This window comes from Methanothermobacter sp. (assembly GCF_049720995.1).
In the GTDB taxonomy this organism is placed as follows: Archaea; Methanobacteriota; Methanobacteria; order Methanobacteriales; family Methanothermobacteraceae; genus Methanothermobacter.
Genome location: NZ_JBNASF010000015.1, coordinates 1 through 16,209 on the forward strand (window position 1 = coordinate 1; position 16,209 = coordinate 16,209).

The 16,209-nt window shown below is 49.9% G+C and carries 16 protein-coding genes; 7 read left to right on the forward strand and 9 right to left on the reverse strand.

What is annotated here, in order from left to right:
• Positions 1-90 precede the first annotated feature (90 nt).
• From ACPLJI_RS05795 to uvrB, 3 genes are all read right to left on the reverse strand, one after another.
• Positions 91-1,119, reverse strand: coding sequence for a sensor histidine kinase (locus ACPLJI_RS05795; protein WP_424730156.1), 1,029 nt, complete (start codon positions 1,117-1,119; stop codon positions 91-93).
• A 170-nt stretch (positions 1,120-1,289) separates the two neighbouring features.
• Complete coding sequence (gene uvrA, locus ACPLJI_RS05800) at positions 1,290-4,169, reverse strand: excinuclease ABC subunit UvrA (protein WP_424730157.1); 2,880 nt, start codon at positions 4,167-4,169, stop codon at positions 1,290-1,292.
• A 29-nt stretch (positions 4,170-4,198) separates the two neighbouring features.
• Positions 4,199-6,145, reverse strand: a complete 1,947-nt coding sequence (uvrB, locus tag ACPLJI_RS05805; protein ID WP_424730155.1) for an excinuclease ABC subunit UvrB — start codon at positions 6,143-6,145, stop codon at positions 4,199-4,201.
• A 171-nt stretch (positions 6,146-6,316) separates the two neighbouring features.
• Between uvrB and uvrC the strand changes: the two genes are divergently transcribed.
• The 4 genes from uvrC to ACPLJI_RS05825 all read left to right on the forward strand — a co-directional run bounded on the left by uvrC (position 6,317) and on the right by ACPLJI_RS05825 (position 10,613).
• The gene (gene uvrC / locus ACPLJI_RS05810; protein WP_424741165.1) at positions 6,317-8,056 is read left to right on the forward strand and encodes an excinuclease ABC subunit UvrC; all 1,740 of its coding nucleotides are present in this window, start codon (positions 6,317-6,319) and stop codon (positions 8,054-8,056) included.
• Between the two features lie 162 nt (positions 8,057-8,218).
• A complete protein-coding gene (locus tag ACPLJI_RS05815; protein ID WP_424731635.1) occupies positions 8,219-9,466 on the forward strand; it encodes a methanogen output domain 1-containing protein in 1,248 nt (415 codons plus the stop codon).
• A 62-nt stretch (positions 9,467-9,528) separates the two neighbouring features.
• Positions 9,529-10,242 carry an ATPase domain-containing protein gene (locus ACPLJI_RS05820; protein ID WP_424731634.1) on the forward strand — a complete coding sequence of 238 codons (714 nt, stop codon included), beginning with the start codon at positions 9,529-9,531 and terminating at the stop codon, positions 10,240-10,242.
• 161 nt (positions 10,243-10,403) lie between these two features.
• Positions 10,404-10,613: a hypothetical protein gene (locus ACPLJI_RS05825; RefSeq protein ID WP_424731633.1), complete on the forward strand. Its 210-nt coding sequence runs from the start codon at positions 10,404-10,406 to the stop codon at positions 10,611-10,613.
• Positions 10,614-10,631: 18 nt separating this feature from the next.
• On the opposite strand, the gene ACPLJI_RS05830 is transcribed toward ACPLJI_RS05825, so the two are convergent.
• Both ACPLJI_RS05830 and ACPLJI_RS05835 read right to left on the reverse strand, forming a co-directional pair.
• Complete coding sequence (locus ACPLJI_RS05830; protein ID WP_424731632.1) at positions 10,632-11,654, reverse strand: M42 family metallopeptidase; 1,023 nt, start codon at positions 11,652-11,654, stop codon at positions 10,632-10,634.
• Positions 11,655-11,665: 11 nt separating this feature from the next.
• Complete coding sequence (locus ACPLJI_RS05835) at positions 11,666-11,881, reverse strand: hypothetical protein (protein ID WP_424731631.1); 216 nt, start codon at positions 11,879-11,881, stop codon at positions 11,666-11,668.
• Positions 11,882-11,995: 114 nt separating this feature from the next.
• On the opposite strand from ACPLJI_RS05835, the gene ACPLJI_RS05840 reads away from it, so the two are divergent.
• From ACPLJI_RS05840 to ACPLJI_RS05850, 3 genes are read left to right on the forward strand one after another with little or no spacing between them, the layout of a single operon-like run.
• Positions 11,996-12,751: a 4-phosphopantoate--beta-alanine ligase gene (locus ACPLJI_RS05840; protein ID WP_424731630.1), complete on the forward strand. Its 756-nt coding sequence runs from the start codon at positions 11,996-11,998 to the stop codon at positions 12,749-12,751.
• A gap of 19 nt (positions 12,752-12,770) precedes the next feature.
• Positions 12,771-13,307 carry an AAA family ATPase gene (locus ACPLJI_RS05845; RefSeq protein WP_424731629.1) on the forward strand — a complete coding sequence of 179 codons (537 nt, stop codon included), beginning with the start codon at positions 12,771-12,773 and terminating at the stop codon, positions 13,305-13,307.
• Positions 13,304-13,714 carry an RNA-binding domain-containing protein gene (locus tag ACPLJI_RS05850; RefSeq protein WP_424731628.1) on the forward strand — a complete coding sequence of 137 codons (411 nt, stop codon included), beginning with the start codon at positions 13,304-13,306 and terminating at the stop codon, positions 13,712-13,714. The genes ACPLJI_RS05845 and ACPLJI_RS05850 overlap by 4 nt, the downstream gene beginning before the upstream one ends.
• Before the next feature lie 49 nt (positions 13,715-13,763).
• Here ACPLJI_RS05850 and ACPLJI_RS05855 read toward each other — a convergent pair whose 3' ends face one another.
• From ACPLJI_RS05855 to ACPLJI_RS05870, 4 genes are all read right to left on the reverse strand, one after another.
• Positions 13,764-14,444: a TIGR00289 family protein gene (locus ACPLJI_RS05855; protein WP_424731627.1), complete on the reverse strand. Its 681-nt coding sequence runs from the start codon at positions 14,442-14,444 to the stop codon at positions 13,764-13,766.
• 3 nt (positions 14,445-14,447) lie between these two features.
• A complete protein-coding gene (locus ACPLJI_RS05860) occupies positions 14,448-15,242 on the reverse strand; it encodes a hypothetical protein (RefSeq protein ID WP_424741166.1) in 795 nt (264 codons plus the stop codon).
• 142 nt (positions 15,243-15,384) lie between these two features.
• Positions 15,385-15,786 (reverse strand): hypothetical protein, encoded by a 402-nt coding sequence (locus ACPLJI_RS05865; RefSeq protein ID WP_424731332.1) that lies wholly within the window; start codon positions 15,784-15,786, stop codon positions 15,385-15,387.
• A 25-nt stretch (positions 15,787-15,811) separates the two neighbouring features.
• Positions 15,812-16,207, reverse strand: coding sequence for a hypothetical protein (locus ACPLJI_RS05870; protein ID WP_424731333.1), 396 nt, complete (start codon positions 16,205-16,207; stop codon positions 15,812-15,814).
• Positions 16,208-16,209 lie beyond the last annotated feature (2 nt).

Here is a 16,209-nt window from a genome sequence, read left to right on the forward strand (position 1 = left end):
GGAAGTGTGAAGTATAGGAGTATATCTGCATCTGTCATTATCCCACCGCCTTTGGAAGTGTGAAGTATAGGAGTATATCTGCATCTGTCATTATCCCACCGCCTTTGGAAGTGTGAAGTATATTGTTGCGCCGGCATCAACCTCACCTTCACCCCAGACTCTCCCCCCATGCCTCTTTATTATCCTCTGGACTATTGAAAGACCCACACCTGTTCCCTCAAATTCCTCCTGACTGTGGAGTCTCTGGAAGAGCCCAAAAAGTTTCCCCACATATTTCATATCAAAGCCTGCCCCGTTGTCCCTGACATAGTATATGTGCTCATCGCCCCCATCCATGTATCCAACCTCGATCCTTGCGGGGTTTCTGTCCCTGGTGAACTTGATGGCGTTTGAGAGAAGGTTACCCATAACCTGCCCCATCAGGACCCTGTCTGCCATTGCAGGTGGGAGGTCCTCCACAGAAAACTCTATGACCCTTCCCTTCTCCTGTGAGGCAAGTTCCCTGTAGGTTGACTCTGCAAGTTCCCTCATGTCCAGATTCACAGGGTTCATCTCCTGCCTTCCAGCCCTTGATAGGAGGAGGATGTCGTCGATGAGCTGCCCCATCTTCTTTGTGTTATCCCTGATTATTCCAATTACCCTGAGACCATCATCATCAAGTTTATCCTCATAGTCCTCAACGAGTATCCTTGAAAATCCATCGATGGCCCTTAAAGGGACGCGAAGGTCATGTGAGACAGAGTATGCAAATGCCTCGAGCTCCTTATTGGCATCCTCAAGTTCTGCGGCCTTTTTTGCGAGTTCCCTGTTCAGTTTTCTGAGGGAGCGGACCTTCTCGATCCTCTCAATGAGCAGTGCGATCATTACTGTGAAAAGCATCAGGATAACTATCCTGAAGAGTTCATCTGATATGATGAATCCAGCTGCGCGTGTCATTGGCTGAATTATGATTAAAGCCGTGAATACTGCAAAAACAAAAAGGGCCCATTTAATTACCCTGCCTGAGGGTTTCGGGATTGCCATGAGAGGTAAAATCAGGAAAATTCCGTGTATACAGCTGAAGGAGAACATCATAACTGCCGCTGCAATCATCATCAGAATGTCTTCACTGTATTTCATGATAACCACATAAAATTTATGGGGATGATCATATAAAAAATTTCCTTTAAAGGGAGTGGATTGAAACACCTTTATCTCGCCATAAAGAAGATAAAAGATGTATTTGATTTAAAGAGAGATTATGTAAAAAATTAACCGGGAAGCTGCTCCCTGAGAGCATGCAAACCCGTCTACTTCCCGGTATCCTGTCCCACAGGTACCCTCTCATCCTGTAACCCGCTGAGGACATCCCTGAGGAACCTGCCTGTGTGCGTTCCTGAGCTGGCAACCTCCTCGGGTGTCCCCTCAGCAACCACAAGACCTCCCCTGTCACCGCCCTCTGGACCGAGGTCAATGATGTGGTCCGCAGACTTTATAACGTCAAGGTTGTGTTCTATGACAACGGCTGTGTTACCTGCGTCCACAAGCCTTCCCAGGACATTGAGGAGTTTCTTGATGTCATCGAAGTGGAGTCCTGTGGTTGGCTCATCAAGGATGTATAGAGTCTTCCCGGTGCTCTTCCTGCCAAGTTCCTTTGCCAGCTTGACCCTCTGGGCCTCACCACCTGAGAGTGTTGTGGCTGGCTGACCCAGCTTTATGTAGCCAAGGCCAACGTCATACAGTGTCTGCAGCCTCTTCCTCACCTGGGGTATGCTCTCAAAGAACTCAAGGGCCTCCTCCACCGTCATATCAAGGACCTCTGCGATGTTCCTGCCCCTGTATCTTATCTCAAGGGTCTCATCATTGTACCTTCTGCCTCTGCACACCTCACATGGGACATAGACGTCTGCAAGGAAGTGCATCTCTATCTTGATTATCCCGTCACCACTGCAGGCCTCACAGCGACCACCCTTGACATTGAAGCTGAACCTTCCAGGTCTGTACCCCCTCTTCCTTGCCTCGGGGGTCTGGGCAAAGAGTTCCCTTATATGGGTGAAGACCCCTGTATAGGTGGCAGGGTTTGATCGTGGGGTTCTGCCGATTGGTGACTGGTCTATCATAACAACCTTGTCGATGTGCTCAAGACCCTCGATGTCACTGTGTTTGCCTGCGTTCATGTGCTTGTGGTGGAGCCTCTCATAGACCCCCCTGTAGAGTATATCGTTGACCAGCGTGCTCTTACCTGAACCTGATACGCCCGTGACACAGGTGAAGACACCCAGGGGGATCCTCACGTCTATTTCCTTCAGGTTGTTGGCCCTGGCCCCCCTCACTGTGATATACTTCCCGGACGGCCTCCTTCTTAATTCAGGTACCGGTATTGTTTCCCTGCCTGACAGATACGCCCCTGTGAGGGATGACGGATCCTCCATTATCTCCTCAGGTGTTCCCTCTGCAACCACGTGTCCACCGTGTTCCCCTGCACCCGGTCCAATGTCAACCACGTGGTCAGCGGAGAGTATGGTTTCCTCGTCGTGTTCAACCACTATCAGGGTATTCCCCAGGTCCCTGAGCCTCTTGAGTGTCTCAATCAGCCTCATGTTATCCCGCTGGTGGAGGCCTATGCTGGGTTCGTCCAAGATGTAGAGGACCCCCACAAGGCCCGATCCAATCTGGGTTGCAAGCCTTATCCTCTGGGCCTCACCACCTGAGAGGGTGCCTGATGACCTTGAAAGTGTCAGGTAGTCCAGGCCAACGTCAATTAGAAAGCGTAGCCTCTCCCGTATCTCCTTGAGTATCTCCCTTGCGATGTACTCCTCCCTTCCGGTGAGTTCAAGGCCCTCAAAGAAGCTGTGGGCCTCGCTCACTGACATTTCAACAACATCATGTATTGATTTTCCACCCACCGTGACCGAGAGGCTCTCTGGCCTCAATCTGCTCCCCTTACAGACCGGACATGCATGGTTGCTCATGAATTTACCTATGTAGGTCCTCATGTAGTTGGACTTGGTCTCCATGTAGATTCTTTCCATCCTGGGTATAACACCCTCGAAGCGCCTGTTAACACGGTAGGTTCTGTTTTTACGCTGGAATACGAACTGGATCTTCTCATCCGTCCCGTAGAGGATGGCCCTCCTGTGTTCCTCGTCCAGTTCACCGAAGGGGGTGTCGAGGCTGAAGCCGTAGTGCTCCGCCACAGCCCTCAGCATCTGGTGGTAGTAGTTGTCCCTCTTACCTGACCTGCTCCAGGGGACTATGGCACCCTCATTTATGGAGCGCTCAGGGTAGGGTACGATGAGGTCAGGATCGATCTCAAGTTTGCTCCCGAGGCCGTTGCACTCCGGGCATGCCCCGTGGGGGCTGTTGAATGAGAACATCCTTGGGCTTATCTCCTCAAAGTTTATGCCGCAGTCAGGGCATGCGAAGTGTTCACTGTAGACCCTCTCATCACCGGTGTCATGGTATAGGACCCTGAGGGTGCCCTCACCCATTTCCAGGGCTGTTTCAACGGAGTCTGCGAGTCTCTTCCTGAATTCTGTGTCCTTTCTAACAGCAAGACGGTCCACAACCACATCAACAGAGTGTTTCCTGTTTCTGTCGAGGCTGAATTCCCCGTCAAGGTCCCTTATTTCACCTTCAACCCTGACCCTTACGAATCCCTGTTCCCTGAGCCTCTCAAAAACCCTCTGGTGCTCACCCTTCCTATCCCTCACAATGGGAGCCAGTATGATGATCCTGGTGCCCTCATCATCCTCCATTATACGGTCCACTATCTGGGTTGATGTCTGCTGCTCTATCTCCCTTCCGCAACGGTAGCAGTGGGGTTTACCTATCCTTGCAAAGAGCAGCCGGAGGTAGTCGTAGATCTCTGTTATGGTCCCCACGGTTGAGCGGGGGTTGACCCTTGTGGTCTTCTGGTCTATGGATATTGCAGGGGAGAGGCCCTCTATGTAGTCCACCTCGGGCTTCTTCATCTGCCCCAGGAACTGCCTTGCATAGGCTGAGAGGGACTCAACGTATCGCCGCTGGCCCTCAGCGTATATGGTGTCAAAGGCCAGCGAGGACTTCCCTGACCCGCTTATACCTGTTATAACGATGAATTTATCCCTTGGGAGTTCAAGGTCAATGTTCTGGAGGTTGTGTTCCCTTGCACCCTTAATAACTATCTTTCCTCTCATAATCCTCAGAATCTCCACTTATTCCATTACAGGTTTCAGTTTTATTTTGATGATGACCCCTTGAGGGATATTATCTGGTCCCTGAGTCTTGCGGCCCTTTCGAATTCCAGATTCCTTGCAGCCTCACGCATCTCGGCCTCAAGGTCCTTTATTATTACTTCAAGTTCATCCCGGGGTATCTCCTCGGCCTTAAGCTCCTCTGTCTCCCTCTTCTCCCTGAGGGTCCTTTTTGTGCTCCTGGGCTTTATACCGTGTCTGCTGTTGTACTCCATCTGGAGCTTTCTTCGCCTGTTGGTGGTCTCAACCGCTGCCTTCACCGAGTCTGTGAGTCTGTCGGCGTATATGAGCACCTGGCCGTTGACGTTCCTGGCGGCCCTCCCGATTGTCTGTATGAGGGAGGTCTCTGATCTGAGGAATCCCTCCCTGTCGGCGTCGAGGATCGCCACCAGTGAAACCTCCGGAAGGTCCAGGCCCTCCCTGAGGAGGTTCACACCAACCAGGCAATCGAATTCGCCACGTCTGAGGTCGTCTATGATCTCAACACGCTCGAGGGTATCTATCTCTGAGTGGAGGTACCGCACCCTAACACCAACCCGGGAGTAGTAGTCGGTGAGGTCCTCTGCCATCCTCTTGGTGAGGGTGGTTACCAGGACCCTCTGACCAAGGTCAACCCTCCTTCTTATCTCAGATAGGAGGTCGTCAACCTGTCCCTTAACGGGCCGTATCTTAACCTCGGGGTCCACGAGGCCAGTGGGCCTTATGATCTGTTCAACGATGTTCTGGCTCCTTGAGAGTTCATATTTACCCGGGGTTGCAGAGACATAGATCACCTGGTTTATGCTTTCCTGGAATTCGTCGAAGCGTAGTGGACGGTTCTCCTTTGCACTGGGGAGTCTGAAGCCGTACTCCACGAGGGTCTCCTTCCTTGCCCGGTCACCATTGTACATGCCCCTTATCTGCGGGACAGTCACGTGTGATTCGTCGATGACCGTCAGGAAGTCCTCGGGGAAGTAGTCAAGGAGTGTGTTGGGTTTCTCACCCCACCTCCTGCCGCTGAGGTGCATTGAGTAGTTCTCTATGCCCTGACAGTAGCCCATCTCCCGCAGCATCTCCATATCGAATCTTGTCCTCTGCTCAAGGCGCTGGGCCTCCAGAAGTTTATTCTGGGCCCTGAGTTCCCTGAGGCGATCCTCAAGTTCCTCCTCTATTGACTCTATGGCCCTCTGGAGTCTGTCCTCAGGGATCACGAAGTGTTTGGCAGGGAATACCGTTACGCGGTCCAGTTTCTGCAGCCTCTTACCTGTTACCCTGTGGACGGTTGATATGGAGTCCACCTCGTCCCCGAATAGTTCTATCCTGATTGGGGGTGTCCCATGGATGGGGTTTATTTCTATGGTGTCACCGCGGACCCTGAACTGGCCCCTGTCGAATTCAACGTCGTTCCTCTCGTACTGCATGCTGACAAGGCTTGAGAGGATCTCCTCCCTCCCCATGGTGGAGCCCACCTCAAGATGGAGTGTGAACTCCCCGTAATCTGCGGGGGCTCCTATACCGTAGATGCAGGATACGCTGGACACCACTATAACGTCGTCCCTGGATAGGAGCGCCTGGGTGGCCGAGTGCCTCATTCTGTCTATCTCGTCATTTATGGAGGCCTCCTTGTCTATGTAGGTGTCTGTCTGTGGTATGTAGGCCTCTGGCTGGTAGAAGTCATAGTAGCTCACGAAGTACTCCACTACGTTATCAGGGAAGAACTCCCTGAACTCCTCATAGAGCTGTGCAGCCAGCGTCTTGTTGTGGGATATGACCAGCGTGGGTTTCTGGACCTCCTCGATGACATTGGCGATGGTGAAGGTTTTACCTGACCCTGTGACCCCCAGGAGGGTCTGTTCGCTCATCCCTGAGTTTATACCCTCAACAAGGGACCGTATCGCCTTTGGCTGATCCCCGAGGGGTCTGTAATCTGATACCAGTTCAAATTTCATCACAAATCACTTAAAATAAGAAACTCGATTTATGGTGAAATTATATTTTCAGGTCACATTATATATACCTTTGCAGTTTTAGAATTGTTAAAGGAATGATACACAGGAGACCTATTAAAGAATGATAAACTGGAGGTATACTTCAGAGTCCTATAAACTTAAAGGGATGATACATTGACAGGGGTCAGGGATCCAGGGAAACTTCCAGACAGGACAGGCGTTTACATCTTCCGTGATGAAAACGACAGGGTCCTCTACGTTGGCAAATCGGTCTCAATAAGAAAGAGGGTAGCCTCCTACTTCAGGGAACAGGAGAACCCCCGCCTCAGGGTCATGATGAGGCACCTTGACAGCATAGAGTACATACTCACAGAGAATGAAAAGGAGGCCCTCATCCTTGAATCCAACCTCATAAAGAGGTACAGGCCCCCATACAACGTCCGCCTCAAGGACGATAAGAGGTACCCCTTCATAAAGATAACAGATGAGGAATATCCCCGTGTAATCATAACAAGGACCATCGGGGATGACGGCGCAAGGTACTACGGACCATTCACTGATACAGGGGCAGTCAGGAAGACCCTGAAGTTCATAAAGTCCCTATTCAGGATCAGAAGCTGCAGAAGGATGGATGGTCCCTGCCTGAACAGTCAGATCGACCTCTGCCATGCCCCCTGCGATGGTGGGATAAGCCGGGAGGACTACCTTGAGATCATTGAAAGGGTGGACCTTTTCTTCCAGGGCCGCTACCGTGAGGTGATTGAGGCTCTTGAAGTTGAGATGCGCGATGCCTCCTCCAGGCTGGAGTTCGAGAGGGCCGCGGTTATCAGGGACCAGATTGAATCCATACGGGAGGTTATGGAGAGGCAGTATGCGGCCTTCACAGACTCCATCGACCAGGACATAGTGGCACTTGAGACCAGCGGTGATAACTCCGTTGCGGTGGTTCTGCAGATCCGTGACGGTAAGATCACAGGGAAGGATGACTTCATGCTGAGGGGCTCCGCAGATAGAAGGGAGATCCTTGAGTCCTTCCTCAAGCAGTACTATGCAATCCCCCGTTATATTCCCTCAGAGATACTGGTGCAGTACCCGATAGGAGATGAGGTTATAGCAGAGTGGCTCTCTGAGCTCAGGGGTGGTGAGGTCAAGGTACATTCACCTGAGGGGGGCTCAGGCAGGAGGCTCCTGAACATAGCCTGGAAGAACGCCTCCGTCATCCTCAAGCAGAAGGGTAAGGTGAAGGATGCCCTCATTGAACTTAAGGGTGAACTCAAGCTCCCCTCCATCCCCCGGCGGATTGAGGGCCTTGACATATCCAATATTGGTGGTGACCACGCCACCGGTTCTGTCGCTGTCTTCATGGATGGTAAACCTGCCCCAGGAATGTACCGCCGCTACCGTATAAGGACCCGGGGCCCGGATGACTATGCAATGATGAGGGAACTCGTCATGAGGAGGTACTCCAGTGATGAAACTGAAAAACCGGACCTTGTACTTATTGACGGGGGTAAGGGACAGCTCTCAGCAGCACTGGATGCCCTGAAGTCATGTGGTGTGGATGTGCCCGTTGTGGGCATAGCAAAGAGGGAGGAGGATGTATACCTCCCCGGGCTTTCGGAACCGGTTGAGGTATCAGACAGCGCCCTTCAGCTGCTCAGGCACCTCCGTGACGAGGCCCACAGGTTTGCAGTTGAATACCACAGGAGGATCAGGGACAGAAAATCCCTTGAATCAGAACTCGACAGTATAAGGGGTGTTGGTCCCCGGAGAAAGAGGGCCCTCCTGGAGCACTTTGGAAGTGTTGAGGGTATAGGGAATGCCAGTGTGGAGGAACTTGCAGCGGTGAGGAGCATGAACCGCCCGGTGGCAGAGAGGATATACAGGCACTTCAGAAGTGATGATAACGGTTGAATCCCCTCCATAGGGTTTTCTGCATGTCAAAATGTTTTATGGGGTGATAACGGAATTTTCCAGCAAATTATTTATACCTGCCATTTACATAATACTGGTTGACTGTGTGAACCTTAATCCGGGGGATGGATGGTATCCTGAATGATATCCAGGGAGGATTGAATGTCGCCTACAAGTTTGCTTGTTGTGGAAGATGAGAGTATAGTGGCCATGGACATCAAGCACAGGGCTGAGGGTCTTGGCTACAGGGTGGTTGGCATGGCAGCCTCAGGTGAGGAGGCAATAAAACTTGCCCGTGAGGAGAAACCCGACCTTGTACTCATGGATATAGTGCTCAAGGGCGAAATGGACGGGATAGAGGCGGCAGAGGTCATAAGAGAGGAGATGAATATACCCGTTGTTTACCTCACAGCATACTCCGATGAGAAGACTCTGAGCCGTGCAAAACTCACAGGACCCTTCGGGTATATAATAAAGCCCTTTGAGGATCGTGAGCTTCACAGTGCAATCGAGGTGGCCCTCTACAAGCACAGGATGGACAGTAAACTCCGCGAAAGTGAGGAACGCTACAGGGCCCTCCTTGAGACATCACCCGATCCCATAATCCTCCTGGACTCTGACTCAAGGATACTCTTTGCAAACAGAACCGTCGAGGAGTTAACAGGGCTTGACAGGAAGAGGTTAAGGGGTAAGAAATTCTCCATCTTCGAAAGGAAGGGTCTTTTATCAGGTGAAGTCGTTGAGAAGATCCTTGACCTCATGAACCGTGAGCATAAGAACTTTGAAATCGAATTTGTTGACGTAAAGGGAAGGAAGCACCATTTTGAGATACACTCCACCACCATTGAGACAACAACCGAGAAGAACCTCCTCCAGATAATAGGACACGACATCACAGGGAGGGTGGAGGCCGAGAAGAGGAGGGAGGAACTCATCCTGGAGAGGTCAAAGGCCCAGCTTTATGGGTTCGTTGTTTCGGCTGTGCCTGTCTTTGCATCATCAATCCCTCCACAGCTCAGAAATGCCATCATAAAGAACTTTGCAGACAGGTTTGAGAAGAACCTGAAACCCAACTTCCATAGGATGATGGAGAAGCTGGGGGTTGTTGAGGATATCCGGTCTGGCAGGGCACCGGAGAGGGTTTTCAATGCATACATAAAGTGGCTTTCAGGGTTTCTCGGGAACCTTGGAATCGAGACCACGCTCCGAAAGGAGAAGTCGAGGTATGTCCTTGAATTCAAAACGTTTCCCTGGATCAGTGAGGTACGTCAGAATCCCATCTTCTCGCTCATATTCAGGGCCATGCTGATGAGGAGCTTCACCTGGACAGGTATCAAGGGAAGCGTAATACAGACGTCAACGCTGAGGAGCAGGGACGAGAACCTCACATTCGAATTCCATATGGTATAGTGATGAGAGGGGAACATCACATTTGGATTCATAAGATATTGAATGGATTAAGGGGGTAAATGATGGATGCTATATCTAGGTTAGGCACGGGGGTTAAGGGACTCGACGATATAATAGGGGGATATCCGAAGGGGAGGAGTATTCTTGTAACAGGTGATGCCGGGGCCGGTAAGACCATCATGGCACTCCACTTTGCCATTGAGAGTGCAAAGAAGGGTCTCAAGACCGTCTATGTTACAACGGAGGAGGACGAGACTGACCTGAGGATACAGTGCGCCTCACTTGGGTGGGATATAGATGAACTGATGGAATCAGACACCCTGAGGATCATAGGACTCTCTGCCATAAGGGCAAGGCTCACAGAGGCAGAGATACATATAGGCATTGAATCCGTCAAGGGAAACCTTCAGAAGATACTGGCTGAGATCCCTGAGGATACTGAGGTGCTTGTAATAGACAGCATTGGCAGCCATACAGAGAAACTCACAACACACGAGTTCCGGGACCAGTTTGACCTCCTCATCTATGAACTCAAGAAGAGGGGTATCACTGCAATGATAATCCTTGACAGCGCCACCTCCATGGAGTTCAATGAGATAGCCCTCTACGCGGTATACGGGGCCATAAAGCTGATAAAGAGGGAGAACCCCTACACAGGTAGAAGGGAGAGGGTTATGGACATTATAAAGATGAGGAGCACAAGGACACCAATTGAATTTGTACCGTACATCATATCAGATAATGGCCTTGAGGTCATAGAGAACCCTGAAGATTGAAACCACTGAAAAAAATGGTGCTGGGAGGTTCTTCAAATTATTTGAAGCAACTTAATTCCTGAATTTTTCAGTGTCTCCTTATCTTAGTAATAATTAGATAATTTTATATATTATATTATTACATAATACTGATCAAGGTTATTCAAAAGGAGGTTTGCATATTGAAGAAAAAGGTCATAATAAAGATCTTTGAAATGAAAAAACAGTGCGAATTTCCTTGCGGGGTGAAAATTTCAGAGAAAACAGTTGGCCAGTTTCTGAATGAGATTATGACCCGCGATGTGGGCATGGGCAGCAAATATGTGGTGGAGGTATATGAAAACTGGTGCGACAGCCCATACATCTTTTATCTTGACGGAAAAAAATCGTAGTAAAAAGGTGTGGGGGGTTTACAGTCTTTCAATTGCCTTGACAAGAAGGTCAACGGTCATCTTGATGTCCTTCATGCTTGCCATGCTAACCGTTGTGTGGATGTACCTTGTGGGTACAGAGACCACACCTGCGGGTATACCCTCCCTTGTGAGGTGAATGGCTGTTGCATCGGTCGTGCCCCCCTCACTCACCTCTATCTGCACAGGTATATCCTCCTCCCTTGCGGTCTCAAGAAGCCAGTCCTTAACCCCTGGATGGGTTATTATACCCCTACCACCTGCATCTGTGAGGATGACAGCAGGGCCACCATCCAGCTTTGCAGGTGCCTCCTCCTCCTTCATACCGGGGTGATCACCGGCTATTGTAACGTCAAGGGCAAGGGCCATATCAGGGTTGAGTCTGAAAGCCGAGGTCCTGGCACCCTTCAGCCCGACCTCCTCCTGTACCGTTCCAACACCGTAAACCGTTGCATCAGCATCAACCCTTTTAAGGACCTCAACCATTACAAGGCACCCTATACGGTTATCAAGTGCCTTACCTGTGAATCGGGAATTGGGAAGTTCACTGTAGGGTGCGTGGAATGTCACTGGATCCCCCACAGAGACAAGTTCCTCTGCATCCTCACGGGACTCTGCCCCTATATCGATGAACATGTTATCATGGGTTGTAACCTTCTTCCTCTCAGCGGCCTTCATCCTGTGCGGGGGCTTGGATCCAATGACACCCATCACAGGGCCATTCTCCCCGTGGATCCAGACAGCCTGATTGAGTATCATCTGGTCACTGATTCCCCCGATCTTTGAGAACCTTATGAAGCCCTTCTTATCGATGTGCCTCACCATGAGGCCTATCTCATCCATGTGGGCTGCAAGCATGACCGAGGGACCAGACCCGCTCCTGGTTGCGATGATGTTACCCAGCCTGTCCTCCTCTATCCTATCAACATGACCCTCAAGTTCAGATGCTATGATATCCCTTACCTCTCCCTCAAATCCAGAGACTCCACTGGCAAGTGAGAGACGCTTCATGAGTTCCTTCATACAATCACCGCTCATTTCCTGATGGATTTTATGATTACAAGAACCCCAATGATAACCAGAAGGGCCTGGGGCCAGAACCTTGAATACTGGGGTGGTATAAGGCCTGATGCAAAGGCAAACCATATAACACCCATGATCACCAGCATTGACCCGAGGTAGATCCCCCACAGGCTTTTCCCATGCTCTGGCTTTCTGGGTTTTCTTTTAATCTCAACTTCATCTTCCATTATGGATTCCTCCTCCTAATTCTATCTTCAAGCTGGTATAAAATATTTGGCGACCATCCACCTCAACCTGTGGATTGAAATAAACTTATTAAATGTCCGGTACAATAGAGTACCATGATTTCAAGGGACCATCCACGCTATCATTCACTTATACAGAGAGAGAAAATAACAGATGCCTGGCGAAAGGGCATACTTGCAGATTCAGGGATGATCGCCCATGGAAGGGGTGAGGCCTTTGACTACCTCCTGGGTGAAGAGACAACAGAACCTGCCAGAAAAGCCATAAGGGCTGCAGCAGCAGCTCTTATCCTTGCAGAGAACCCTGTAATTTCAGTTAATGGAAACACTGCGGCACTTGTCCCCGCGGAGGTGGTGGAACTTGCAGGGAAGATCGGTGGAAGAATCGAGATAAACCTCTTCCACAGGACAGAGAAAAGGGTGAAACTAATCGAGGAGGTCCTGAGGAAACATGGAGCATCAGAGGTCCTCGGAACAGGGAAACTCATGCACATAGATGGTATAATGAGCCCGAGGGCAACAGCAAGTCCTGATGGAATATACAGCGCCGATACAGTCCTTGTGCCCCTCGAGGATGGTGACAGGACTGAGATACTGAGAAAATCGGGAAAAACGGTTATAACCGTGGACCTCAACCCCCTCTCACGCACCTCAAGGAGGGCCAGTATAAGCATAACCGATAACATTGTAAGGGCTGTGCCTGCACTGATAGATGCTGTGGGGGAACTCAGGGGCACCCCATGGGAGGAACTTGAAGGTATCCTCAGGGAATTTGACAACACAGAAAACCTGAGGGAAACCATAAAATTGCTTGATATAAGGCGTTACAATCCAGAGATTGAATCCCCATAAAATACATGAGTGTGTTAAAATGGTGGTTATCGGAGTTTCAGGGATGCCAGGAGCAGGTAAGGGTGTTGTTTCAAGGGTCGCCGAGTCCATGGGATTTCAGGTTATAAGGATGGGTGACGTTATAAGGGATGAGGCAAGAAAACGCGGTGAGGACCCGGGGGTGACGGCTGTCCGCCTCAGAGAGGAATACGGTGAATACGTTGTTGCCGAGAAGTGTGTTGAAAGAATCCAGGAGGCAGAATCAGACAGGTTCCTTATAGAGGGAATAAGGAGCCCTTACGAGGTGGAAATATTCAGAGAGAACTTCCCGGGATTCAGGGTGATATCTGTATTTTCAACCAGAAAGACAAGATTCAGACGTCTCAAAAAGCGTAGAAGAGAGGATGATTCATCAAGTTACAGTGAATTCATTGAAAGGGATGAAAGGGAACTTGGATTCGGAATAGGGAATGTAATAGCGACCTCAGATTACATGATAGTCAATGAGGGCCCCATCTGGAAGATAAAAAATCAGGCAAAAAAGATACTTAGGAAACTATGCGAGGAGGGAAGATGATGGATACCGTGAGGGTTAAGGTTCCGGTGAGGGCAACAGAGGACCCTGAGAAGGTCAGGGAGGCCGTTATGAACGTATTCCCAGACCTTGAAATTGAGAGTTATGGAGATTTCCTCAAGGGTGAAGGCAATACTGAAATTCTCAGGGAACTCAGGGAGGCCCTTGAGCTGCGGAGGATACGTTTAACCGCGCGGGGAATCCTGGTTAAGAACATGAGGGGCAAATTGACCCGAATTTATATAAACAAGCAGGCGGCACTCATAGGACGTGTCAATGTTCTCGAGGAGCCCATCACCCCCCTTGGGGATATAATGGTCGAGATTGAATCAGATGATATAATGGGGATCATTGACTGGCTTGCACCTGATGTATCCAGGGAGAGGGACGAAGGTATGGATGAAAAATAAAAAGCAATCCTATCAACAAGCACTCCAGATAAACTAACAAAAAATAAAACTAATCCTTATCAACAAGTACAGCCCTCTTTATATCCATGAATCCATTATCAAAGAACCACTTCTTTTCATATTCAAGTATCTCAAGTCTCTTCTTAAATATGGGACCATCAAGGACAAGGGTCTCAGCCTCACCACCTTCAAAGGCGGGGTTTATACCATACCTCTCACTGAGATCAGCGAGTTCAGAGATCATCCTCCTGTCAACAATCCTCCCAAGCCATGACTCATCCAGGCCCTCAGCTGCAACCGCTGTTACCATGACCCTGAATCCAAGGTCAACCACCTCCTCCATATAATCCAGCGGGTCCCTGTGCCAGAGGGGTGCCACGGACTTAAGGCCAAGGCCCCTGCAGACCTCATCTATCCTTGACCTCTGATACTCAGAGTAAAGTGCCCCTGAGTAAACAGCATCTACACCCCTCTCCTTCAGCATGGAAAGAGTCTCTGCAAGGTCCTCAACCTCCTCCTCCTCAACACCCTCAGTCCTGGATTCAATGAGGGGTATTCCAAGGGCCTCTGCAAGGAGGGATGTGAGTTGGATGTTTGGCACATGGTACATGTGGGACTCGGGGTTATCTGATACCATTGAAACAAGAAATCGAACCTCCGACTCCTGGAGTGCATGGTAGAGGGCCATTGTACTGTCCTTACCCCCTGAATATAGAACCGCGGACCTCATGCTTCACCTCCTGTACTTCCTGTAAATCTTCCTGAAAGAACCCATGATGGAATCTATGAAAACACCTGCAAGACCCGTTATCACTCCAAGAACACCACAGAAGAGTACTATATTGGATTTAGCCGGTAAAGACCTCCTGAGTTCAGCCACCTTATCCTCTGAAGGGCCCCTGACACCTGTTACAACGATGTCCCTCGCCTCAAGGTAGGAGACGACTGCATCGACATTTGCTGGCTTCACCTCCACCACCAGCTTAACCGTGCTGTACCTTGTGTTTATACCTCCGGTGTACATGAGCCACTCCGCAAGGTTCTCAAGGGCATTCACAGGGTTGTATCCCCTTTTAACCTGCAGGATTATGGTGCCATTCGTGTAAACATTCCATGAGGTTATATTGGAGTCTATAACCACTATTTTATCCTCTATTATTCTTTTACGTTCCTCTGTGAATTTATCTGTCTTTATCACGATCCCCTCAGAGTGGACATCCACAACCCCCTCCTGGGAGGCAAGATCCTCTTTGAGCCTCTCTATATCGGTATCTGTTGAGACATCCGCGGTTACGGTTTCTGTGGCTCCAGATGTTGAGAGGTATATGCTCCTTGCAATTTCAGGGATCTCATCGTAAACCGGTGAGATAAGGAATGCACCGCCAATGGTCCCTGCAATGAAGCCTATGAATATCACGAATATAATGTTCTTGCTGCCAATTACAGGCGTCATGAGGCCAGCGGAGAATATGAATGCAAGTAGAAGCAAAAATAGGGCCAGCATTACGATTACACTCAGAACATCCATTTTATTCACCGTGAATCCTTTTGAGGGGCGCTTTAATCACTTACCAATAATATCTCAGCTGGCCTTAAATATGTTGTGATTATTGCCCGCAGGTGAATTCCCTGCCCCGAGAGATGAAATAAGGATTCTGCGGACTGCTTAATCAGGTGAATTCCCTGCTTCCCACAATCTGTCCGCCCTCCATACTCACATAGACCTCCTTAACTGTCCTTCCACTCCTCTGGAGGGGGACAATCCATACCTCCACATTGGTGCCGTTCAGGTTTATTGAGCCCCTTGTGGGCTGTCCTGCTGTGTAACCGGACTCTGCGGCTATCTGCCTGGCCTCCTCGGCAGTAACATTCTCAGTTGTGTTTGTTTTGTTATCCATCATTTCCGGTACACTCACAGGTACCGGCTGTGGCTGGGGTTCAGTTTGTGTGGAATCAGATAGCCTCACCCGCTCCCCCTGGTTGAATGAGCTGTATGAGTACACCATTACAAGGACCGCTATGATGGCGATGATTGCAAGGGCCTTATACTCCCATCTGAGGTCACTGAACACGAGAGATCCTCCAGACTTTTTGATTTCAGGTGACTTTACTTATGGTTATTGTGCCGTCCTGGTTCCTCACAGTGTATGTGAATCCTGGCGTCATGTTGGTCGTCGTCACGTTGACCTTGGGTATAAGGTTGAGTCTGATGGTGCTTGACTTATAGAAAACGGTGACCCTGCCATTCCTCGCCTCAATGGTGTATGGGAAATCAGAAGTTAATGTGAGGTTAACAGCATACCCGGGACCATTTGTGTAGGCTGCATTCACCGCACCCACAACACGTTCACCCATCATCCTGGCCTCCCCAAGTTCACCCGCCTGTGTCCTTGAGAGTTCACTGTCCAGTATGCTTACCATCCCCGCGATTATGATGAGAGCTATCAGTGTTGCGAAGAGGAAGTCTATGCTTAAAACACCAGCATCATCCATTG

What these genes read in the sequence shown, in the direction of transcription:
- ACPLJI_RS05795 (WP_424730156.1), bottom strand. Translation starts at nt 1,119, where the DNA reads ATGAAATACAGTGAAGACATTCTGATGATGATTGCAGCGGCAGTTATG.
- ACPLJI_RS05815 (WP_424731635.1), top strand. Translation starts at nt 8,219, where the DNA reads ATGTCGCCTACAAGTTTGCTTGTTGTGGAAGATGAGAGTATAGTGGCC.
- ACPLJI_RS05820 (WP_424731634.1), top strand. Translation starts at nt 9,529, where the DNA reads ATGGATGCTATATCTAGGTTAGGCACGGGGGTTAAGGGACTCGACGAT.
- ACPLJI_RS05830 (WP_424731632.1), bottom strand. Translation starts at nt 11,654, where the DNA reads ATGAAGGAACTCATGAAGCGTCTCTCACTTGCCAGTGGAGTCTCTGGA.
- ACPLJI_RS05835 (WP_424731631.1), bottom strand. Translation starts at nt 11,881, where the DNA reads ATGGAAGATGAAGTTGAGATTAAAAGAAAACCCAGAAAGCCAGAGCAT.
- ACPLJI_RS05840 (WP_424731630.1), top strand. Translation starts at nt 11,996, where the DNA reads ATGATTTCAAGGGACCATCCACGCTATCATTCACTTATACAGAGAGAG.
- ACPLJI_RS05845 (WP_424731629.1), top strand. Translation starts at nt 12,771, where the DNA reads ATGGTGGTTATCGGAGTTTCAGGGATGCCAGGAGCAGGTAAGGGTGTT.
- ACPLJI_RS05850 (WP_424731628.1), top strand. Translation starts at nt 13,304, where the DNA reads ATGATGGATACCGTGAGGGTTAAGGTTCCGGTGAGGGCAACAGAGGAC.
- ACPLJI_RS05855 (WP_424731627.1), bottom strand. Translation starts at nt 14,444, where the DNA reads ATGAGGTCCGCGGTTCTATATTCAGGGGGTAAGGACAGTACAATGGCC.
- ACPLJI_RS05860 (WP_424741166.1), bottom strand. Translation starts at nt 15,242, where the DNA reads ATGGATGTTCTGAGTGTAATCGTAATGCTGGCCCTATTTTTGCTTCTA.
- ACPLJI_RS05870 (WP_424731333.1), bottom strand. Translation starts at nt 16,207, where the DNA reads ATGGATGATGCTGGTGTTTTAAGCATAGACTTCCTCTTCGCAACACTG.